Here is a 19,254-nt window from a genome sequence, read left to right as displayed (position 1 = left end):
TAACCAAAAGTTTGTCCATTTTCTGTAAAGTATGTTGTATTATTTAGTATTTGTAAAATAATTTGTAAAATAACTAATGAGGTAATAGATGGATAGCGTTAAACAAAAGAGCTCTCTCCTATTGAGCGGAATCCTTTCAAAGGACATAAACCTCTTTTCAGAAGGAGTTCGTAAGGGAGAAAACCCGTTTACAGTTAACGAAAAGGGACAGTCTTTCCTCCACCTTGCAGCCAAGTCTAACGCTGCTGAAATCGTTGAACTCCTCGTTAAGCTGGGCCTCTCACTTGACGAAAGGGATAAGAAGGGCAGAACTCCTCTTCACTACGCTGCAGCCGCCAACTCTGTTGAGGCAGCCCAGAAGTTACTCTCCCTCGGAGCTCAACCCGATTCTGTTGATGAGGAGGGAAGGACTCCCCTCCACTACGCTGCAAGTGCAGGGAGCTTAGAGGTTCTTAAGCTCTTAATCGGTAAGGTAGAGAACCCTGATATACCCGATAAGAAGGGTAGGACTCCCCTCTTTTACGCTGCTGCTAAGTCAAAACCGGAAACTATGACCCTGCTTATTTCATCAGGCGCAGACCTAAACTATAAGGATTCTCTTGGGTACACACCTTTAATCTTTGCGGCTGAAAAGGACGCGCAGAGCTCAGTTCTCTTCTTAATTGAAAAGGGAGCAGAAGTAAAGGAGAGGGACTTAAGGGGGCAAACTGCCCTGCACAAAGCGGTTAATAACAGGAACCTTTTTCTGGTTAAGGAGCTGTTTTTTCTTAAGGACATTCCGGATAACGATAACCTCTACCCGATTCACTATGCTGTAAACGTTGGAGACCTTGACGTTGTCAGAGCCCTCCTTGATTTGGGAGCTGATCCTGGAAGTAAGGATAAGCTAGGAAAGACGCCACTCCACTATGCAGTTTCAAGGAACTTTAAGGACTTGGTTGAACTCCTCATCTCTTATGGAGCTTCGGTTTCTGAAGTTGACAGCTTAGGCAGGACTCCGGCCCATTACGCAGTAGCCAACGACAACGTTGAAATCCTTCAGCTCCTCCTTAAAGGGGATTCAAAAGGTGAGCTGAAGGATAAGGGGCTTTTAATTGAGGCTGCAGTTTCAAAGTCAGTCAACTCCCTTAAGCTCTTGATTGGGGAAGGTTTTAATCCCAATGAGAGGGGAGGAGAAGGGAAGACTCCGCTTCACCACGCTGCTGCCATTAACGCAGTTGAAGTGGTTAAGGCCCTCCTTGAGGCTGGAGCACAGATTGAGGCGGAAGATGTGTTTGGAGGAACTCCTCTTCACTACGCTGCTGCAAACGGTAGTTTAGAGGTTCTGCAGTTTCTCTTGAGCAGCGGGGCTGACGTAAACAGGGAGAATAAGAAGGGAAGGACTCCACTCCACTATGCCGTCTTGAAGAACCAGCCTGAGAGCGTTAGGAAGCTTATACTTTCAGGTGCTGACATTAAAAGGGCCGATGAAGTTGGAAGAACTCCCTTACACTACGCCTGTGAGCTTAACAGTCCGGAATTGGTGGAGATTCTCCTAAAGGCAGGAGCAGACCCTAACGTTTTAGACCCTCACATGGTTTCTCCCCTTCACATTTCTGCTTTTATCAACGGCCCTGAAGTTTCACAGATGTTGATTGATAGCGGAGCTGACGTTAACCTTAAGGATAAGGGAGGGAAAACTCCTCTTCACCTTTGCGCTCCGAAGGACAGTTTTGAGGTTGCCAACATTCTGGTTGAGAGAGGGGCCGATTTAAACGTTACGGATAACCAGGGGCAAACTCCCCTCCACCTTGCCGTTATCTCAAAGAGCAGTAAAGTATTAAATTTGCTCCTTGAAAAAGGAGCTGACGTTAGTTTAAAGGATGTTGAGGGCAGGACTCCCCTTCATCTTGCCGTTATGTCGGGAAACAGGGATGCAGTTTCGTCTCTCATGGAGTCTTCTCCTGACCTTATCAGCGAAGCCGACTCTTCGGGAAAGACCCCCCTTGACTACGTAATGGAAGTTGGAGATGAGGAGCTCTTTTCCACCTTTACAGATTACATTGGCTCAGGTTTTACTCCTGAAAGTCCTCTTGTTAAGTCAATTTTGAAGTCGGACAGGGTAGGTTTTCTAAAGGCTCTAATTGAAAGTGGCCGTCTTTCTTTAAACCAGTTAGGGAAGGAGGGGCAGACGTTGCTTCACTATGCTGCGGCCCTTGGAGCTCCAAAGTGCGCCGCTTTCCTGGTAGAAAAGGGAGTTCCTGTAAACCAGAAAGATAACTTTGGAAGGCTTCCTATCCACCTTGTTTCAAAGAGTGATGATATTGAAACTGCCAAAGTTTTAGTTGAAGCGGGAGCCTATCTTGATTTTAAGGATAACTTTGGAAAAACGCCACTCCACTTCTGCGGTATGTTTGGCGCATCAAAGTTTGCCCGTTTTCTCATAGAGGCCGGAGTTAATCCGTCTCCTGAGGATATACTTAAGAAGACACCCCTTCACTATGCCGCCTCAAGCGATTCTGCCAAGGTAGTTAGGGTTCTGCTGGAAGCAGGTGCAAGTCTTGATGAGAAGGATTCCCAAGGCATTACGCCTCTGGTTGAGGCAGCTAAGAGTGGTAAGTTTCATGTACTTAAAGAGATGGTTGATTTTGTACTTTCGGGGAATGAAAAGCAACTGTAAGTTTAAAACTGATTTCTCTTTGAAGTTTTTAAAAGGTTTAAAGGTAAGGTTTCTGTTCTTCTATACAATGAAAGAGTGTACGATACTTTTTTAGGAGGGAGAGATGGAGGCTTTGAGGGATCATCTGTTTAAGGATAGAAGGGATTCCTACCCTTTTTTGTTCAAGTTTGAGGATCCGAGCAACAGGATAATAAGGAGTTCAGAGGAATTCCTAAAGAGCTTATCAAGGGAAGTTGTAAAGTGTGTAAGGGAGAGGGAAAAGATAGTTCTTGTTTTCTTCAGAGTTCTTTATCTGTCTGAGGAGAAGAGAAAGAATTTTGAGGTAGACTTGGTTAAAAGCTTTAGATCCTATGACCTTGTAGCCAGTTTGTCTGAGAACATCTATTCTGTTGCGGTTGTTACTTCTAAGCCTCCTGCGGAAGGGGTGAACATTCAGAAAATTCTTTCAAGAATAAGGTATGTTATGAGGAAAAATGGTTTGATTGTCGGCAGTTTAAATTACTCTTTTAAGATTATCCCTTATGACGGGGTAAACCTAAAGGCACTTATGAAGATTAGTGTCAGAGAACTTAAAGGTGAATTTAAATTGCCCTTTATCTTCCCTCAAGGTAAGCTGGATAGTTAAATAGCTTTTCGTAAAGGATAGAGGCGGCCTTTGAAGTGGGGGTTTTTATCCTCTGGGATAGTAAGTATTCTGCCCAGAAGTTTCCCTTTCTGCACAGCCTCTTTAGTTCTTGAACTGTGAAGTTTCCTCTGGGGAGGGGAGCCCTTTTTTTCAGAGAGTAAACTTCGTACAGGTAAAAGCTCTCTTTGGCTTTCCTTCTATTGTTTGCTTTTATAAACCAGCTATACGCTTCCTTATATAACCTGGCTTTTTCCTTAATTTGTTTAATTCTCCTTCTTAAGAACTCCTCCGGGTCCGATTCGCTTATTAGTAAACAATTTCCCTTACCTACAGAGGATGCTTCCTCAAGTAAAAGTTCTCCCAGTACGTTGGCAGCCTCTTTTTTACCCTTTCTAAACTCTTCTTTAAGGATTGAAACTGCAAGTTTTCTGTTTCCTAACTTAAAGAGGCTAACGGCTGAACCGATTCTTGCTTCCTTTATCCCGTACCTTATTGCAAGCTGATAGTAAAAGAGAGCTCCTTTGTAGAGCTCATTCTCCCTTAGGTAGTCTCCCAAGTATAAGTAAAGTATCGGCTCTTCCTTACCAAGTTCCTCAATCTCCTTTAGTTCTTTAAGGCTTAAGTAGTGGCTTGTTTTAAAGAATTCCCTGTTTGGGTAACCGTTCTCTATCGCTTTAAAGAACCAGCTTCTTCCTCTATTTACCTTTTTCTCCATTAGATAGGTTTTACCTACTAGGTAGGCTGCCTCTCCCCTTTTCCTGCCGGAGAGCTGTTTAAACGCTTTAAGGAGATATTTCCTTGCTTTAGTGCTCTTTCCTTCTTTTAAAAGGAGTTTTCCTGCACATAGTTGTGCTTCACCAAAGCCTTTATCTGCTAGCTTCTCAACTTCGTTTAGCCTTTTAGCTTCAACACTGCAGGTTGAAATTTGCTGGTAGGTTAAAGGAGGGCTTGAACACGAAAATAAAAGTAAAGGAAGGAGGGTAAGAGCTTTACCAGCTAACCTTGACATCAAGGTATCCACCCGTCCTCGGTTTTCTGTCCTCAAATGCACTTCCGGGTAAAAATATTCCGCCTCCAAAATTTAAATTCTCTCTGAACACTTTTAGTCTGTACTTAAGGGAAAAGTCCAGTCCTACAAATTTGCCTTTGCTTTTAAACTTCTTTTCTCCAAGTATAAGCCTTTTTCCTTTACCGTCTGTTAAATAGATTGAGCTTATGAATGAGAAGTTCTTAACCGGGAGAGTTACCCTTGCGCCGGTTAGATTCATGGGGTCTATACTGAAGAAAGTAATCCACCTTCCAAAGTAAAGATTTCCTTTAGCCTGTGGTGGAAAACTCAGCGATTTATCGGTGAAGACATTTAGGTTTATACCCTTAAACTCCTTCCCCAGTTGCAGGAAGTAAGAGTTCCCTCTCAAAGAGACAAAGGAGGAAAAACTCTCCTTCCAACCCTTTAAGTTGAACCTGCTACCTGTTGAAAAGATGGACTTTCTCCCGTTTGTGAACTTAGTATAGAGGTAAGAAACGGTAATGCCTGAAGTGTTTGTGAAGTAGTAATTTAATTTGCTGTTAAACGCTAGGAGTCCTCTGAGGTTTAACTGGTTTTTGTAATTCCTGAAGCCCTGATATGACAGGGAAATAGAGAACTTCTTATCAACAAAGTCTGTTGAAGCTTCAAGTGAAATAGGGCTCCAGGCTTCAAGGAAGTTCTCTCTTCTAATAATTCCTCCTTTTAGTAAGACCGTATCCTTTATCCACTTTTCTTTAAAGAACTCTTTTACTGCTACTCCTAGTTTGTTTTCTTCTCCTTTCCTTAAAACTCTTAGTCCTACTCCTTTGTAGGATAGTTGGGTAAATGTGTAGCTTTTAGAAAGTTCTCTATTGATTGAAGTTCCAACGGATAGTTTTACATTCTTTTCCTTCCTTTTTCCCTTTCTCGTTTCCGGGAAATTGACTTTGTATGTCTCTTCCTCTGTTACTCCATTTTCGTTTTTGTTAATGTCCTTTGTAAGGGACTCTACTAGGCTATAGAGTCTCCTACTTTCATAAGGCTTTTCTTTGAGAGCTTTAATAGGTCGTTGTTTATTTCTTCCTTCCTGTTTGCTTGGATGGGAAACTTCCTTTTTAGGCAGAATCCACCTCTTAGGGTAGAAGTAGCACTTTCTTAAGAAAGCTTTCTTAAAACCTAACTTTCTTAGTTTGTTTAGAGCTTTCCTCGCTTTTCCAATTTCGTCCCAAAAACCGACTCTAAGAGTATAGTACTTTCCAATTTTTTCAATCCTTACCTCATTAAAAGTTCTGCTGAGTTCTCTAAATGTGATTTTTTCCTTTTCTGTTACCCTTACGCTGGATAGAACTTGAACGCAGTAGTAGGAATTACCTACTACTGCCCCCTCTGTTCCTTTCATTGAAAGTAGAATTAAAACGTGAGCTAGTAAGGTTACGCGTTTAAGCATTCCATCTGCTCTCTTTGGTTTATGAGAGCTTGAATTAATTTTCTAAATTTAATTAGTTTTATTATTAACTGTGTTCTATTTTCACATTGAAGCTTCTTTAGTAATTGATTAATGTGGTATTTAATGCTTTGTTCTGTTAAACCAAGCTGTTTTCCAATCTCTTTATTGGTATATCCTTTAAGTAAGTAGTGAATAATTTGCAGTTCTTTTGTTGAAAAGGTTTTTAATGAGAGGTTTTCTCTAAGTATATACTGAAACATAGAACGTTTAATCCAGATTTCACCGTTTTTAACTGAGTAAAGAAGTTTTTTAAGGAGTTTAGGATCCATATCTTTATAAATTATCCCCTTTATTGGAAAGAGTTTGAGGAAAACAGCAATATCATCTTCGGAAAGTTCGTAGTCCAATAGAACGAGGATTTTATTCTCATCTATGATTTTATTGACTTCTGATAAGTTATTTAAGAGGAAATTATCGTCAACTATTACTATATCTGCGTTCTGCCAGTAGGAAACGAACTTTATCTCCTCTCCTAAACTATTTACCTTATCCTTGATAAGCCCAGAGATAAACTTACTGGTTAAAGCACAGGAAACCCTCATTTTCTCCATATTTTACTCCTACTCTTTTTGTTAAAATTACCAAAGTAAACCAAGACCAAAAGATACGCCTCTAGAGGTCGTTTTAAAGTCAAAACCGTTTATATCATGGGCTTTAGTGTAGCTGTAGTTGTAGGAGCTGAAAAGGTAGAGCTGTGGGTTTAGGAAGTATTCCGCCTCACACTCAAACTCTCTGTCTGTTTTATTTCCTATGGGTAGTGCCCCCTTGATTGATAATTTTAGGTAGTAAGTTGGATTTAGCGACACTTTTAAGTGTAAGCTCGGGATCATTGTTGAGAGGGTATCCGTTTCTTTGCTGTATCCACCTTTGTACTCAAAGGTATTTTCTAATTTGTAGTCTATGAATAGGAGATTAGCTCCAAGTTCAAGGTTTATAAAATCGTAGTTGAACCTGTCAAGAGGCTGGTAGTAGAAGGTAAGTTTTATGTTGTCGCCTGTAATTTTGGAGTGGAGTTCCGTTCCCGACTTGAAATTTAAATCTGCATACGAGAAATCCCGATCTAACGTTTTTTTGCCGGAAGAATGAAGGTGTACGTATTTAACTCTTATATCTGGAATTACCGGCATATTTTCCACTGAGTAAGATATCCCGTAGGATTCCTCGTTCCCCGTTGGAAGGCCAATTTTATCTGGATTTTTTATATCCATTGTTATTGAAGGTTTTTCTTTGAAGAACTTTAACTCTTCAAGGGGAAAAGCTTTTAAAGTTTGGCATAAGGGAATAACTGCTATGGGTATGGCTAACAACGATACTCTACAGATTTGATAGTATTTTCCTGACTTTAGCTTAAACATACTTAGTTACCCCTTAATTGTAAAATTAATTATAGATGGTAACTTGATATCTATCAATAGGACTTATATCTCAAATATTAATAATCTTATCTTTTAATGATAGCCCAAGCTTTCTCAGTTAGCATCCTTCCCCTTGGGGTCTTTACGATAAATCCCATCTCTATTAAGTAGGGTTCGTGGACGTTCTCTATCGTTTCCGGGTCCTCCTTTAAAACAGTTGCGAGGGTTGTTAGTCCTACAGGCCCTCCTTTAAAGACCTTTGCGATAGTTTCAAGTATCTTCCTGTCAAGCCTATCAAGCCCGTAAGAGTCAATGCCTAGTTCACCTAATACCTTCTCAACCTCCTTCTTCCCTACCTTTTCCCAGTTGTGGACTGTTGCGTAGTCCCTGACTCTCTTTAGGATCTGGTTGAGGATCCTAGGGGTTCCCCTTGAACACCTGCCGAGAAGTTCAAGGGCCTCCTCGTCAAGGTTTAGTTTCAGCTTCTCTCCACCCCTCCTGGCTACCTCCTTCATCTCATCAGGTGTGTAGAGCTCCAGCCTGCAAACTATCCCGAACCTGCTCCTTAGAGGAGGAGTTAAAAGGTTTAACCTTGTAGTTGCACCTATTAAGGTGAAGGGAGGAATCTCTATTGAAACTGTCCTCTTACCCCCCATTACGACGTCAACTCTAAAGTCCTCCATTGCACTGTAGAGGGTTTCTTCAACTGCCCTGTTGAGTCTGTGTATCTCATCAATAAAGAGGACGTCCCCCTCCTTTAAGCTCGTGAGTATTCCAAGGAGGTCTCCCTTCCTCTCTATGGTTGGGGCTGAAACCATTTTAATTTCTCTATCAAGCTCCTTTGCTATTATCGTTGAAAGTGTAGTCTTTCCGGTTCCCGGCGGTCCGTAAAAGAGAACGTGGTCCAGGGGTTCTTCCCTCCTCCTTGCAGACTCTACTGCTACTTTCAAAACCCTCTTTACTCTCTCCTGACCGATAAACTCTGAGAATCTCTTTGGTCTTTCTATCAAGCCTTACTCCCTGAAAGGCGTTTGACGGCCTCCTTGACGGCTTCCTCTAAGGAGAGCCCTTCTAAATTTATTCCTTTCAGGGCCGACTTAACTTCACTCCTTTTATAGCCTAAGGCCTTTAAAACCTGGTAGAGCTCCTCTGGAATTTCCCCTTCTTCTTTGATTTTTCCTTTTAATTCAAGGACAATTCTTTGAGAGAGTTTCCTCCCGAGTCCCGGAACTTTTGTTAGCTTTTCGTAGTCTCCAGATAGAACGATGTTTTTAAGTTCTTCAGGGTTAAAGTTTGAAAGGATGGAGAGGGCAACCTTTGTTCCTACTTTAGGGATCTTTTGAAGCAGTCTAAATATTTCCCTCTCTTCCTTTGTTCTGAAACCGTAAAGGGTTGGGCTACCTTCAGCGGGTAAAATTAGCTGGGTAAATAGGGTTATTTGGCCTGAGAGCTCCTTTGAAGAGGGGGTAAGGACCTTAATGCCAAAGTTTCCACACTTTAGAACTACGAAGTTTTCTCCCCTTTCTACAACCTCACCTGTGATGAATTCAACCATTACCAGAGCCTCAGGTTGTTTAGAGAGCCCCTTAAGTTAAAGGTAAACCTCTTCCCCTTTAGAGGTTCTTTCTTGACTCTAACAGATACTTTCAGGTTAACGTAGGAGTTTGAAGGTCTTTTAGGATTAATGTTAATACTTCCCGAAACTGTGTAGTAGGCGTCCTTCCCTTCCCCCTTCCCTTTAACTTCAACTAAGTTCTTCCCGATGGTTCTATAACTTCCCTTAAACTCTCCAAGGTCGAGGAGCTTAGCCTGGAAGAGGCCAAATTTAACTTCCCTTAACTTCAGTTTACTTCCCCTTAACTCTCCTCTTCCTGAGGTAAGGTTCCCCGATTTAAACTTTAAGGACCCTTTTCCGTAAAGCTCCCCTTCAAGTTTACCCTTATTGCACCTGTTTAGTTTGATTCCTCTTGCATTAAAGGTTACTTCTCCAGGCGGGTAGGTGAAATTGCCCTCAACTTCACCTCTACAGACCTTACAGTAATATTTAAAGTCCTTTAGGTTTAGGGAGGGAGTTAACTTTAAGGTTTCAATTTTAAAAGGGAGCTCTCTCTTTTTCACCCCCTTTAAGATCACTTCAGGAGGAAACCTATTTACTTCAACCTCTTGGGCTGTTATCCCTTTCTGACATATTAGACTTTCGGCAAACCTTTCAAAGGGGAAGTTAATGTAGAGGAAAAGGAGGAAGGAGACTAAAAAGAGCAGAAGGTACGTTAGTTTTCTCATTTCTCTCCCCTGAAGAAGTAAAGGGTGGCTTTTCCGGATACTAAACCGTTCTCGTCGTAGTCTGAGAGCTTGACCGTGTTCGTCTTAAAGTAGTAGCTGGAGGTTTCAAGCTTAAAGAGTAACCTGGAGACTTTATTTAGGGGCTGTTCCTTAAAGGAGACGGAAACTGTGTCTACCTCTATTCCGTTTTCGGTTGTTCCAGGGAGAAGCTTTATTCTCTTTAGTTCAAGTCCAACCATCCTTGCAACCGTTTTAACGTAAGATACTACATCAAGTTCGCTTCCCCTTTTAACTTTTCTTAGAACCGGCTTTATCTCCTCCTGGAGGAGGATTAACTCTTCCACTTGGGGTTTTAACTTCTCTACTTTCTTGATTAAGAGCTCCTCCTTCTCTCTGTACCTCTCTTTAGTTTCTAGGATTGGAAGGATTATAACGATTAAGTAGAGGGAAATTAGGAGAATCGGAATTCCAAAAAGTATAATCTTCCTCTCCCTGTCGCTTATTGAAGAGAGGTAGTGAACTATAACTTCCCTTATCCTGTTAGCCTCCAACCTTAAGTCCCCAGATAGTTATTTTGAACTTTCTGTTCTTTGCTAGTGAGATTGAGACTTTTTCAAACCTGTTTTTCAGGTTTTCTGAGAACTTCCTTAAACTCTCTTCCTGAGAGCTCCTCCCAACGACCGTAAACTGACCTGAGGATGCACTTCCGCTTACTTCAATTACCCTTATTCCCTCTACGACGCTATCAGAGATACCCTTGAGGTATAGGAGTGCCGAAGGCTGGTCTAACTTTAGGATCTCCTTTAGTTCCTTTAACTCTTTTAACTTCTGGGGTATCTGGACCTCAGGTAGGAGGATTTTCTCCCCCATTACCTTAGAGAGCTCCTCGTTTATCTCCTTCTTAACCTGTTGGTATTCTTTTTTGGCATACTGAAGCTGTAGAACTTGAGCAGTGGTAATGAGAATGAGTGAAGCTATAGTTAGAACCGAAGTCCTTATTAAGAGACTCCTGTTCTTTTCAAAGAGCTCAGATGAGAAGAGGGAAGGCTGGCTGAAAATCGCCCTACACGGAGATTCCTTGAAGTTGTAAAGGCCGTAAGCGTTAAAGTAGAGGGGAGTCTCACTTCCGAAGGGTTCAAACTCCGGTATTTCTACATTGAAGGGTTTTAGAATCTTCCTGACCTCCTTAGAAAGAGCTCCTCCACCTATGAGGATTACTTTCTCTGAACCTTCAAGTTTTGGGAGAATCTCCCTCCAAGGTCCTTCTTTCCTGAAACCTCCCCTGAAAATTTCAGCCTTCTTTATTACTCCCGCTTCAAACTTTAAAAGTGATAGTTTCCCCTCTCCGGCGTCTAAGACGTCAACTCTTTCCCCTTTATAGTGGAGGTTAACTGCTGCGGCTGTTCCGATTAAGTCAAGAGTTATTAAAGAAGTTTCCCTCAACCATTCAGGTAGCGAATCTATCACTTCCTTCTTTTCAACGAAAATTAAGAACCTGCACCCCTTTTCTAACTTCTCAACTGGACAGTAGGCTACCGAAAGGAGGGAAGGGTCAACGGGAATGTCCGCTGTAACCTCGTTAATAACAAGCTTTTCAAGCTGTCTCCCTCTACACAGGGGGAAAGAGGTCTCCTTAATCAAGGTGTTTACTGATGAAAGGCCTACGGTAAGTCCTCTCTTTTCTGGTAGGCCCTTTCCGAACCTTTTACCGTCAAACCACTTAACCTCTTTACTGCCGTAGTCAACTCCGATCATTGAATTACCTTCCACTCAAGGAGCTTTCCCCTTTCTGAGAAAGCCCTAATCTGTGCAGTTGTATCTCCGTAAGATGCTGTCACGTCTATTCTAAAGTAGTTACACCTGTTCGTTATCAACGGGCGAATCTCAAAGTAGAGCTCTTTGGTAATTCCCGGGAGCTCCCTAATAACCGTTATGTCCTCTATCGGCCTGGCCCCAATTATACTATCGGCTGCCTCTTGGCTCATGTTGGGAGACAGCGAAAGTAGAACCTCTTTAGGGGCTGAATTGACGTTTACCTTTCCACTTCCGTAGATGGTAAGGTATCTCTCTAACTTTTTAAAGGTTTTCTCGTCCATTCCTTTAACGTAGAGGAGTTCTCCCAAGCTCTTTAACTGTCCGTTTGTAGGTCTATAACCTAACCCCATGTAGTAGTTTTCCTCAGCCCCTTCAGGTTCGGGGAAGTTATCCCTGTCAATCCAGTCCTTAATTGAGTCTGCAACGGGCTGTTCTACGTTTATCCTGTCAAAAAGCCTTTTTAGAACTTCAAAGAGGCGTCTATCGTCAAGTTTATTTACGTTAACTTTTCCGCATTCATCGTTAATGTTTATTAAGATTGATATTCCCCTGTAGTTGTAGGCTATCGGCTTTGACCACTCGTCTCCTTCTCCGTCAAAATTGTTCCTGTCCTCTTTTAAGAACTTAAGGGCGATCTTTAAAGCCGAAACCGCAGCGTGGTAGGCAACTGTGTAGTCTTTAAGCTCTTCAGTCTTCCTGTAGGTCAGCTGGGAGAGGTAGTATATTGAGAAGAGGAAGGAGGCCAGGGCGGAAACTATAAAGAGGACTACGAAGAGGACAAAGCCCTTACGCCTCTTTGAAGAACTCAACTATTTTCTCCTCGTTGGGAGCGTTTATTACACCCTTTTCTGTTATTATCCCTGTGATGTTCTCGTGGGGAGTAACGTCAAAGGCCGGGTTCTTTACCTTAGCTCCGTAGGGGGCAATTCTACAGTCCTTACAGTGGCAGTAGAGAACCTCCTCTTCACTCCTTTCCTCAATCGGGATTTCCGAACCGCTCCTGATTGATAGGTCAAAGGTTGATGTTGGAGCGGCTATGTAAAATGGTATTCCATGTTCCTTTGCAAGGACAGATAGGGAGTAGGTCCCTATCTTGTTTGCAGTGTCTCCGTTCCTTGCTATCCTATCTGCTCCAACTATTACGCACGTTATTTCTCCAAGGGACATAAAGTATCCGGCCATGTTGTCGGTTATCAGGTAGTAGGGGATTCCTTCCTCTTGGAGCTCCCACGCAGTTAGCCTTGCACCCTGAAGGTAAGGCCTTGTTTCATCAACGAATACTGTAACCTCCTTTCCCATCTCTACTGCAGCCCTGATTACTCCAAGGGCCGTTCCGTAACCTGCAGTTGCAAGGGCTCCTGTGTTACAGTGGGTAAGTATTACCTCCCTTGAGGATAGGAGCTCCGCTCCGAAGAAGCCTATCTTCCTGTTTGTTTCAACGTCCTGCCTTTCAATGTTTACTGCTTCAGTTTCAAGGGCTGCAACTATGTCTTCTATGCTCTTTCCAGCTTCTACTATCCTCCTCATTCTCTTAAGGGCCCAGAAGAGGTTAACTGCGGTAGGTCTCGTTGCTGCCAACCTGTTTATAATGAGCTCAACTTTTGCCTTAAAGTCAACGTAGCTCTTTGCTTTCTCGGCAACCTCCTTTGCTCCGAGCACTACTCCGTAGGCTGCAACAACGCCGATTGCGGGAGCTCCCCTAACGACCATATTTTCAATTGCCCTTGCTACACACTCATAATCTCTGCACTCTATCCACTCCTCTTTAAGGGGAAGTTTCCTCTGGTCAAGGAGAAGTAAACTCTCTCCAGTCCACTTGAGAGGCCTTATATCCTTAATCCTTCCCATTAACCTTCCTCCTTTTTCTTTACTACGAGAACTGGACAGCTGGCTTCCTTAATTACCGCCTTTGCGGTACTTCCAATCTCAAGTATTCTCTCTATAAGGCTCTTTCCGTGGTAGCCTATCACTATAACATTCACCTTCTCCTCTTCTGCTACTCTTACGATCTCCCTCTTAGGTTCTCCAACAGTAAGGATAGTTTTAACTCTGTACCCTAAAGCTTCCAGTTCTCTTTTTATCTCTTCTAACCTCTCCTCGTGGCCCTTTAAAATGGCCTTTTCAATTTCCGGCAGGTGCGCATATAGAGTTGCAACGTCAAGGGCAAATGGATCGTCAAACTGGGGGATTGAGAACTCAAGGGGATGAATCACGTGGAGGACTACAACCTCTTTAGCGTTGGCCTCTTTCAACTTCTTTACGTAATCCTTTGCTATCTCTGCAAGCTCTGAAAAGTCTGTAGGGTATAGAACTTTCCTAAATAGTGGCATTTTCCCTCCAAGTTGGCCGTTTGGTCTTTAAATATTACCAACTTCCTCCTTCTCCTTGGCCTCCTTCCAGAGTTCCTCCATCTGGTCAGTATCCATCTCCTTGAGTTCCTTCCCCATCTCCTTGGCCCTCTTTTCCATATACCTAAACCTCCTCTCAAACTTCTGGTTTGCCTTTCTGAGGGCCACTTCCGGGTGAACCTTTAGGAACCTAGCAAGGTTTACCGCCATAAAGAGGAGGTCTCCAACTTCCTCTTCAAGTTTTTCCCTGTTTCCCCTCTCTATCTCCTGCTCAATTTCGTCTAGCTCTTCAACTATTTTCTCTTTAATTCCTTTAAAGTCCTTCCAGTCAAATCCTACCTTCTCAGCTCTCTTCTGAATTTTGTATGCCCTCTCCAGTGCCGGCATACTCTCTGGAATTCCATCTAAGATACTCTCCCTCTTCTTTCCCTCCTTCTCCTTTAACTTTTCCCACTCCCTACTTACGTCCTCCGGAGTCTCTATTCCCTCCTTTCCCTTAAATACGTGGGGATGGCGGAAAATTAGCTTTCTCGTTATTCGGTCAATAACGTCATCAACAGTGAAAGCTCCCCTTTCCTTGGCGATCTGTGAGTGGAAGACAACCTGAAGTAGGAGGTCTCCCAGCTCCTCTTTAAGCTCTTCGTCCTTATTCTTTAATATTGCGTCAACGACTTCGTAGGCCTCTTCCAGTAGGTATTTAATTAAGCTCTTGTGGGTCTGCTCCCTATCCCACGGACATCCTTCCTCTGAGCGGAGTTTCTCCATGACCTTAACTAGGTCGTTAAATGTATACTTCTCCTTCAAGGTTACCTCCCTTTTACTTTTTCAAAGTGAAATATATTTAAAGACCAAAACGAAAAGGGAGCAGAGATGATAAGGCTAACGGATACTCTGAGAGGAGAGAAGGTAGAGTTTAAGCCCCTTGAGGATAGAACGGTAAAGATGTACGTTTGCGGTCCTACGGTTTACGACCACGCCCACATAGGCCATGCAAGGAGTGCTGTTGTCTTTGACGTTATAAGGAGGTGGTTTGAGTACAGGGGCTATAAAGTTATCTTCGTTAGGAACTATACAGACATTGACGACAAGATAATAAGGAGGTCTAGGGAAGAGGGAATTCCTTGGTATGAGGTTGCAAATAAGTATATAGCCTCTTACGAAGAGGACATGAAAGCCCTTAACGTGAAAGAGCCTACCTATAAGCCGAGGGTTACAGAACACATAAGGGAAATCATTGAGCTGATAGACGGTTTGATAGAGAAAGGGTACGCCTACCATGTTGACGGCGACGTTTACTTCAGCGTTGAGAAGTTCCCAGAGTACGGAAAGCTTTCAAAGAGGAAGGTTGATGAGCTGTTAGCCGGTGCGAGGATAGAGCCCGGGGAGAAGAAGAGGAATCCCCTTGACTTTGCCCTCTGGAAGGCAAGCAAAGAGGGTGAGCCGGGCTGGGAATCTCCTTGGGGTTACGGAAGGCCGGGCTGGCACATTGAGTGTTCTGCAATGTCTATGAAGTACCTCGGTGAGACAATGGACATCCACGGAGGAGGACTTGACCTGATCTTTCCCCACCACGAGAACGAGATAGCTCAAAGTGAGGCTTACACGGGGAAAATCTTTGCCCGCTACTGGGTTCACAACGGCTTTGTAATGGTAAATAAGGAAAAGATGAGTAAGAGTTTGGGCAATTTCTTTACCATAAAGGATATCCTGAAGAAGTACAGGCCGGACGTTTTAAGGTTATTCCTCCTTTCTACCCACTACAGGAGCCCAATTGACTTCTCATTTGAGAGGTTGGAAGAGGCAAAGAGGACCTTTGACAGGTTGTTGAACTTCATTAGACTAAGGGAATCTATTGATGGGCTAGACGTTGTTGAAGGAGAGGGTTCTCCTGTTGATGTAGGAGCTTATAAGAGGGAATTTGAGTTTTCAATGGATGACGACTTTAACACAGCCAAAGCTCTCGGCGTTCTCTTTGAAGTTGTAAAGGAAGGTAACCTTTTAAGGGATAGGGCTTTAAAGGAAGGGAAGTTAACAAAAGAAGAGAAGCTATCCTTGATAGACGCTGTTAACTTCGTTGAAGGTTCTCTAAAAACTCTAGGTTTTAAGCTTGAAACAGGTGAAGTTAAGGGAATTGAGGAGGAGCTAATAAAGCTCTTAATTGAAGTCAGGGGGGAGCTCAGGAAGAAGAAGGAGTTTGCTCTTGCAGATTTAATCAGGGACAGGTTGAAAGGGCTTGGAATAGTCCTTGAAGACCTACCAACCGGAACAGTCTATAAGAGGTTATAACTATGGGAATTTACGACAGGGACTACTACAGGGAGAAGAAGAGAGAGAGGTGCCTTACGAAGAAAATCTTTAAGCTTTCCTGGTATTTAATTCTCTTTCTCTTTATTTTTGCCTTTATCGTTTACATGCTTGCAGTTTTCTCTGAGAAGTAGCCTATATTCTCTTTAAACCGATTTGGTCCCTTTTATGGCAAAGAGAAAAAGCGTATACGTGTGTCAGGAGTGTGGTTACAGAAGTCCGAAGTGGGCTGGAAGGTGTCCAGAATGTGGTGCTTGGGGCTCTTTAGTAGAGGAGGTTTTAAGGGAAGGCAGGTCTAATAAGAACCCTAGGAGCTCCTGGGTAACTCCTACCGTATCTAAACCTCTTCCGATAAGAGAAGTAGGTAAGGACAGGGAAGAGCGCTTCTTAACTGGAATAGGCGAGTTTGACAGGGTAACTGGAGGGGGAGTAGTTAAAGGTTCGGTAGCCCTTGTTTCCGGAGAACCGGGAATAGGGAAGTCAACTTTTTTACTTCAAATTTCCTCAATCTTTGCAAAGAGGGGTAAGGCCCTCTACGTTACCGCAGAAGAGTCTCCCCAGCAGGTTGCCCTGAGGGCCGATAGGCTCGGAATTGATGAGGATAACCTCCTGATTCTCTCTGAAAACAACCTTGAGGAGATTGAGAAGCACATAAAAGAGATTAAACCAAACTTCGTTGTATTTGACTCTATTCAGACCCTTTACCTTCCCTACATTGAGAGTTCTGCAGGTTCAGTCTCACAGGTTAGGGAGTCTACAGCATTCATAACAAACCTCTGTAAAGGAATGGGAATAACCGCCTTTATCGTAGGCCACGTTACGAAAGAGGGAAACATTGCAGGTCCTAAGGTTTTGGAACACATAGTTGATGCAGTCTTCCAGTTTGAGGGGGACAGGGGATACAACTTTAGGATCTTTAAGAGTTTAAAGAACAGATTTGGAAGTACCGGCGAGCTTGCAGTTTTTGAGATGACTGATAGGGGACTAAGGGAGGTTCCAAACCCTTCAGAGTTTTTCCTATCAGAAAGGCCTAAGGGAAAACCGGGTTCTGTTATCTTTGCAGGGATTGAGGGAAGTAGGCCGATACTCTTAGAAGTCCAAGCCCTCGTTACAAGGGCAATCTTCACGACTCCCCAAAGGAGGGCAAAGGGAATTAGCCCTAACAGGCTTTCAATAATTGTCGCAGTCCTTGAAAAGGAGCTTGGGATTCCCCTAAGGAACTTTGACGTTTTCGTTAACGTAGTTGGGGGCGTTAAGGTTGACGAACCTGCAGTTGACCTGCCCGTTGCAACTGCAATTGCTTCAAGTTACTACGAAAGGCCTGTTAAAGAGAGTATCGCAGTCTTTGGTGAAATTGGCCTAACTGGAGAAGTTAGGAGAGTAAAGCTTGAAGAGCTGAGGCTGAGAGAGGCTGAAAAAAACGGCCTTGAAGTGGTTAGTGACGTTAAGAGGGTGGAGGAGATACCTGAAAAGCTTTTAGTTTAGTGGCGGAGGCGGATGGGAATCGAACCCACCACCCCGCTCCTAGCGGGGCCACCGGATTTGAAGTCCGGGGGGGACACCAGCCCCCGTCCGCCTCCACAGGCTAAATTTTACCTTTTCAGTTTTTCAGTCAACCTCTTGACGATCCTTTCACTGTTTGAAAAACACTCTTCAACCTGAGCTACCGTAAGGCCTGCACCTATACCCACTTTGAGGGCAAAGCTCCTTGTAACTAGGTCTCCTGGAGAGTGGGAATCGGTGTTTATGACCATTGGAGCTCCAACCTCAGTTGCCAGCTTTGCAACGTGCCCGTTCGTTATGCTGTGGCCTCTCCTGGTTGTTATCTCAAGGAAGACTCCTCTTTCCTTTGCCAGTTCAGCCTCTTCCTTCGTTATGAGCCCTGGGTGGGCTAGTATGTCAGCCCTTCCCTCAATTGCTGCCCTGTTGGTTCCCGGTGAAACCGGTTCAACAATTGTCTCTCCGTGAACGACAACTATTAGAGCTCCCTCTTCCCTGCACTTCTCTATCAGCTCGGGAATCTTTAAGGGAGGAACGTGGGTTATCTCAACTCCGGGAATAACTAAAAGTGAAGTGTTTTCGTTCAGTATTTCAACAGTTTCCCACAGCCTTTCAAGGACGAACTTATAGTTTGAGTAGTCAACGTGGTCTGTCAGTGCAATTGCCCTGCAGCCAATGGCCTCTGCTCTTCTAACTAGCTCGCTGGGAAGGAGTTCTCCATCACTAAAGAGAGTATGGGTGTGAAGGTCTATCATCTCTCTACCTCCGATTTTTGTAGTTTTAAATTTAGTAGTCGGGAAGGACTTGACACCTTATGAAACCTTCCTATATTATTCAGCGTCCACGATGAGTGCCGGCTTAGCTCAGCTGGCTAGAGCGGGTGACTTGTAATCACCAGGTCGGGGGTTCGACTCCCTCAGCCGGCACCATAGTGGAGGGGTGGCCGAGTGGTCAAAGGCAGCGGACTGTAAATCCGCCGGCTTACGCCTACGCAGGTTCGAATCCTGCCCCCTCCACCACTATCGCGGGGTAGAGCAGTCTGGTAGCTCGCCGGGCTCATAACCCGGAGGTCGCGGGTTCAAATCCCGCCCCCGCAACCAATGAGCGGGCGTAGCTCAGCTGGCTAGAGCATCAGCCTTCCAAGCTGAGGGTCGCGGGTTCGAATCCCGTCGCCCGCTCCATATATTTTTACCTCCATCTAATATTCCCGCCCGATAATCCTTCCTACTTTCCTTTTGGGACTTCCAATTTTCAATAAAATTCAATAATTTCCTAGAATTCTTTCCTCTGCCTATACTCTTTATTAGAATTTCCATAGCAATTTCTTTAGGAGGATAGGAATGAGTGAAGTTTTGAAGGGAAGGGTCTTTAAGTTTGGGGATGACATCAATACGGATGAGATAATTCCAGCTAGGTACCTAAATACCTCAGATCCCCAGGAACTTGCAAAGCACGTTATGGAGGATGCAGATCCTGAGTTTCCAAAGAAGGTAAAACCTAGAGATATCATAGTTGCAGGTAAGAACTTCGGCTGTGGTTCTTCAAGGGAACACGCTCCAATAGCTATTAAGGCCGCAGGGGTAAGTGCTGTAATTGCAAAGTCCTTTGCAAGGATTTTCTACAGAAACGCTATAAACATAGGTCTTCCCATATTTGAGTCTCCAGAAGCGGTTGAGGGAATTGAGGAAGGGGACATCGTTGAGATAAACCCTGAGACCGGAGTAATTAAGAACTTAACCAAAGGGAAAGAGTTTAAGGCTACTCCAATTTCTGAGGATATTAGGAAGATTATGGAAGCCGGCGGTTTAATGGAGTACGCAAAGCAGAAACTAGGCTTGAAATAGGAGGT

The 19,254-nt window shown here is 43.7% G+C and carries 20 protein-coding genes and 5 tRNA genes; 10 read left to right on the top strand and 15 right to left on the bottom strand.

The window, feature by feature from the left end:
• Positions 1-88: 88 nt before the first annotated feature.
• Complete coding sequence (locus C7457_RS06390; RefSeq protein WP_121171213.1) at positions 89-2,659, top strand: ankyrin repeat domain-containing protein; 2,571 nt, start codon at positions 89-91, stop codon at positions 2,657-2,659.
• Positions 2,660-2,762: 103 nt separating this feature from the next.
• The gene (locus C7457_RS06385) at positions 2,763-3,284 is read left to right on the top strand and encodes a hypothetical protein (RefSeq protein ID WP_121171211.1); all 522 of its coding nucleotides are present in this window, start codon (positions 2,763-2,765) and stop codon (positions 3,282-3,284) included.
• On the opposite strand, the gene C7457_RS06380 is transcribed toward C7457_RS06385, so the two are convergent.
• The 13 genes from C7457_RS06380 to mazG all read right to left on the bottom strand — a co-directional run bounded on the left by C7457_RS06380 (position 3,253) and on the right by mazG (position 14,405).
• Positions 3,253-4,293 (bottom strand): tetratricopeptide repeat protein, encoded by a 1,041-nt coding sequence (locus C7457_RS06380; protein ID WP_121171209.1) that lies wholly within the window; start codon positions 4,291-4,293, stop codon positions 3,253-3,255. The two genes, C7457_RS06385 and C7457_RS06380, sit on opposite strands and share 32 nt — an antisense overlap.
• Positions 4,274-5,740 (bottom strand): SPOR domain-containing protein, encoded by a 1,467-nt coding sequence (locus C7457_RS06375; protein WP_121171207.1) that lies wholly within the window; start codon positions 5,738-5,740, stop codon positions 4,274-4,276. Before C7457_RS06375 ends, C7457_RS06380 begins: the two co-directional genes overlap by 20 nt.
• Entirely contained in the window at positions 5,725-6,351 is a 627-nt protein-coding gene (locus C7457_RS06370; protein ID WP_121171205.1) for a helix-turn-helix domain-containing protein, read from the bottom strand. Before C7457_RS06370 ends, C7457_RS06375 begins: the two co-directional genes overlap by 16 nt.
• 27 nt (positions 6,352-6,378) lie before the next feature.
• Complete coding sequence (locus C7457_RS06365; RefSeq protein ID WP_147422185.1) at positions 6,379-7,155, bottom strand: porin family protein; 777 nt, start codon at positions 7,153-7,155, stop codon at positions 6,379-6,381.
• An 86-nt stretch (positions 7,156-7,241) separates the two neighbouring features.
• The gene (ruvB, locus tag C7457_RS06360) at positions 7,242-8,165 is read right to left on the bottom strand and encodes a Holliday junction branch migration DNA helicase RuvB (protein ID WP_121171201.1); all 924 of its coding nucleotides are present in this window, start codon (positions 8,163-8,165) and stop codon (positions 7,242-7,244) included.
• On the bottom strand, positions 8,162-8,710 hold the full coding sequence (gene ruvA / locus C7457_RS06355) for a Holliday junction branch migration protein RuvA (protein WP_121171199.1): 549 nt from the start codon (positions 8,708-8,710) through the stop codon (positions 8,162-8,164). Before ruvA ends, ruvB begins: the two co-directional genes overlap by 4 nt.
• The gene (gspN, locus tag C7457_RS06350; protein ID WP_121171197.1) at positions 8,710-9,438 is read right to left on the bottom strand and encodes a type II secretion system protein GspN; all 729 of its coding nucleotides are present in this window, start codon (positions 9,436-9,438) and stop codon (positions 8,710-8,712) included. Before gspN ends, ruvA begins: the two co-directional genes overlap by 1 nt.
• Positions 9,435-9,989 (bottom strand): type II secretion system protein GspM, encoded by a 555-nt coding sequence (gene gspM / locus C7457_RS06345; RefSeq protein WP_121171195.1) that lies wholly within the window; start codon positions 9,987-9,989, stop codon positions 9,435-9,437. Before gspM ends, gspN begins: the two co-directional genes overlap by 4 nt.
• Entirely contained in the window at positions 9,979-11,193 is a 1,215-nt protein-coding gene (locus C7457_RS06340; RefSeq protein ID WP_121171193.1) for a hypothetical protein, read from the bottom strand. The genes gspM and C7457_RS06340 overlap by 11 nt, the downstream gene beginning before the upstream one ends.
• The gene (gene gspK, locus C7457_RS06335) at positions 11,190-12,062 is read right to left on the bottom strand and encodes a type II secretion system minor pseudopilin GspK (RefSeq protein ID WP_121171191.1); all 873 of its coding nucleotides are present in this window, start codon (positions 12,060-12,062) and stop codon (positions 11,190-11,192) included. The genes C7457_RS06340 and gspK overlap by 4 nt, the downstream gene beginning before the upstream one ends.
• Positions 12,040-13,101 carry an S-methyl-5-thioribose-1-phosphate isomerase gene (mtnA, locus tag C7457_RS06330; RefSeq protein WP_121171189.1) on the bottom strand — a complete coding sequence of 354 codons (1,062 nt, stop codon included), beginning with the start codon at positions 13,099-13,101 and terminating at the stop codon, positions 12,040-12,042. Before mtnA ends, gspK begins: the two co-directional genes overlap by 23 nt.
• Positions 13,101-13,583, bottom strand: coding sequence for a universal stress protein (locus C7457_RS06325; RefSeq protein WP_121171187.1), 483 nt, complete (start codon positions 13,581-13,583; stop codon positions 13,101-13,103). Before C7457_RS06325 ends, mtnA begins: the two co-directional genes overlap by 1 nt.
• Before the next feature lie 27 nt (positions 13,584-13,610).
• Positions 13,611-14,405: a nucleoside triphosphate pyrophosphohydrolase gene (gene mazG, locus C7457_RS06320; protein WP_121171185.1), complete on the bottom strand. Its 795-nt coding sequence runs from the start codon at positions 14,403-14,405 to the stop codon at positions 13,611-13,613.
• Positions 14,406-14,471: 66 nt separating this feature from the next.
• Between mazG and cysS the strand changes: the two genes are divergently transcribed.
• From cysS to radA, 3 genes are read left to right on the top strand one after another with little or no spacing between them, the layout of a single operon-like run.
• Entirely contained in the window at positions 14,472-15,887 is a 1,416-nt protein-coding gene (gene cysS / locus C7457_RS06315) for a cysteine--tRNA ligase (RefSeq protein ID WP_121171183.1), read from the top strand.
• Positions 15,888-15,889: 2 nt separating this feature from the next.
• Positions 15,890-16,039, top strand: coding sequence for a hypothetical protein (locus C7457_RS08780; protein WP_170137370.1), 150 nt, complete (start codon positions 15,890-15,892; stop codon positions 16,037-16,039).
• Positions 16,040-16,073: 34 nt separating this feature from the next.
• Entirely contained in the window at positions 16,074-17,390 is a 1,317-nt protein-coding gene (radA, locus tag C7457_RS06310) for a DNA repair protein RadA (RefSeq protein WP_121171389.1), read from the top strand.
• Here the strand turns inward: radA and C7457_RS06305 are convergent.
• Positions 17,391-17,485, bottom strand: a tRNA-Sec gene (locus C7457_RS06305).
• 12 nt (positions 17,486-17,497) lie between these two features.
• Entirely contained in the window at positions 17,498-18,160 is a 663-nt protein-coding gene (locus C7457_RS06300) for a histidinol phosphate phosphatase domain-containing protein (RefSeq protein WP_121171181.1), read from the bottom strand.
• Between the two features lie 97 nt (positions 18,161-18,257).
• Between C7457_RS06300 and C7457_RS06295 the strand changes: the two genes are divergently transcribed.
• From C7457_RS06295 to leuD, 5 genes are all read left to right on the top strand, one after another.
• A tRNA-Thr gene (locus tag C7457_RS06295) sits at positions 18,258-18,334 on the top strand.
• 4 nt (positions 18,335-18,338) lie between these two features.
• Positions 18,339-18,424, top strand: a tRNA-Tyr gene (locus C7457_RS06290).
• A 4-nt stretch (positions 18,425-18,428) separates the two neighbouring features.
• Positions 18,429-18,505, top strand: a tRNA-Met gene (locus C7457_RS06285).
• A gap of 4 nt (positions 18,506-18,509) precedes the next feature.
• Positions 18,510-18,586, top strand: a tRNA-Gly gene (locus C7457_RS06280).
• A 159-nt stretch (positions 18,587-18,745) separates the two neighbouring features.
• Entirely contained in the window at positions 18,746-19,249 is a 504-nt protein-coding gene (gene leuD, locus C7457_RS06275) for a 3-isopropylmalate dehydratase small subunit (RefSeq protein WP_121171179.1), read from the top strand.
• Positions 19,250-19,254 lie beyond the last annotated feature (5 nt).

This window comes from Thermovibrio guaymasensis, assembly GCF_003633715.1.
Lineage (GTDB): Bacteria > Aquificota > Aquificia > Desulfurobacteriales > Desulfurobacteriaceae > Thermovibrio > Thermovibrio guaymasensis.
Note: the sequence above shows the minus strand (reverse complement) of the source record. Positions and strands in the feature narration are given on the sequence as shown.

What these genes read in the sequence shown, in the direction of transcription:
- C7457_RS06380 (WP_121171209.1), bottom strand. Translation starts at nt 4,293, where the DNA reads ATGTCAAGGTTAGCTGGTAAAGCTCTTACCCTCCTTCCTTTACTTTTA.
- C7457_RS06300 (WP_121171181.1), bottom strand. Translation starts at nt 18,160, where the DNA reads ATGATAGACCTTCACACCCATACTCTCTTTAGTGATGGAGAACTCCTT.
- C7457_RS06375 (WP_121171207.1), bottom strand. Translation starts at nt 5,740, where the DNA reads ATGCTTAAACGCGTAACCTTACTAGCTCACGTTTTAATTCTACTTTCA.
- C7457_RS06325 (WP_121171187.1), bottom strand. Translation starts at nt 13,583, where the DNA reads ATGCCACTATTTAGGAAAGTTCTATACCCTACAGACTTTTCAGAGCTT.
- C7457_RS06390 (WP_121171213.1), top strand. Translation starts at nt 89, where the DNA reads ATGGATAGCGTTAAACAAAAGAGCTCTCTCCTATTGAGCGGAATCCTT.
- radA (WP_121171389.1), top strand. Translation starts at nt 16,074, where the DNA reads ATGGCAAAGAGAAAAAGCGTATACGTGTGTCAGGAGTGTGGTTACAGA.
- C7457_RS08780 (WP_170137370.1), top strand. Translation starts at nt 15,890, where the DNA reads ATGGGAATTTACGACAGGGACTACTACAGGGAGAAGAAGAGAGAGAGG.
- gspN (WP_121171197.1), bottom strand. Translation starts at nt 9,438, where the DNA reads ATGAGAAAACTAACGTACCTTCTGCTCTTTTTAGTCTCCTTCCTCCTT.
- leuD (WP_121171179.1), top strand. Translation starts at nt 18,746, where the DNA reads ATGAGTGAAGTTTTGAAGGGAAGGGTCTTTAAGTTTGGGGATGACATC.
- C7457_RS06340 (WP_121171193.1), bottom strand. Translation starts at nt 11,193, where the DNA reads ATGATCGGAGTTGACTACGGCAGTAAAGAGGTTAAGTGGTTTGACGGT.
- ruvA (WP_121171199.1), bottom strand. Translation starts at nt 8,710, where the DNA reads ATGGTTGAATTCATCACAGGTGAGGTTGTAGAAAGGGGAGAAAACTTC.
- C7457_RS06370 (WP_121171205.1), bottom strand. Translation starts at nt 6,351, where the DNA reads ATGGAGAAAATGAGGGTTTCCTGTGCTTTAACCAGTAAGTTTATCTCT.
- C7457_RS06385 (WP_121171211.1), top strand. Translation starts at nt 2,763, where the DNA reads ATGGAGGCTTTGAGGGATCATCTGTTTAAGGATAGAAGGGATTCCTAC.
- C7457_RS06365 (WP_147422185.1), bottom strand. Translation starts at nt 7,155, where the DNA reads ATGTTTAAGCTAAAGTCAGGAAAATACTATCAAATCTGTAGAGTATCG.
- mtnA (WP_121171189.1), bottom strand. Translation starts at nt 13,101, where the DNA reads ATGGGAAGGATTAAGGATATAAGGCCTCTCAAGTGGACTGGAGAGAGT.
- cysS (WP_121171183.1), top strand. Translation starts at nt 14,472, where the DNA reads ATGATAAGGCTAACGGATACTCTGAGAGGAGAGAAGGTAGAGTTTAAG.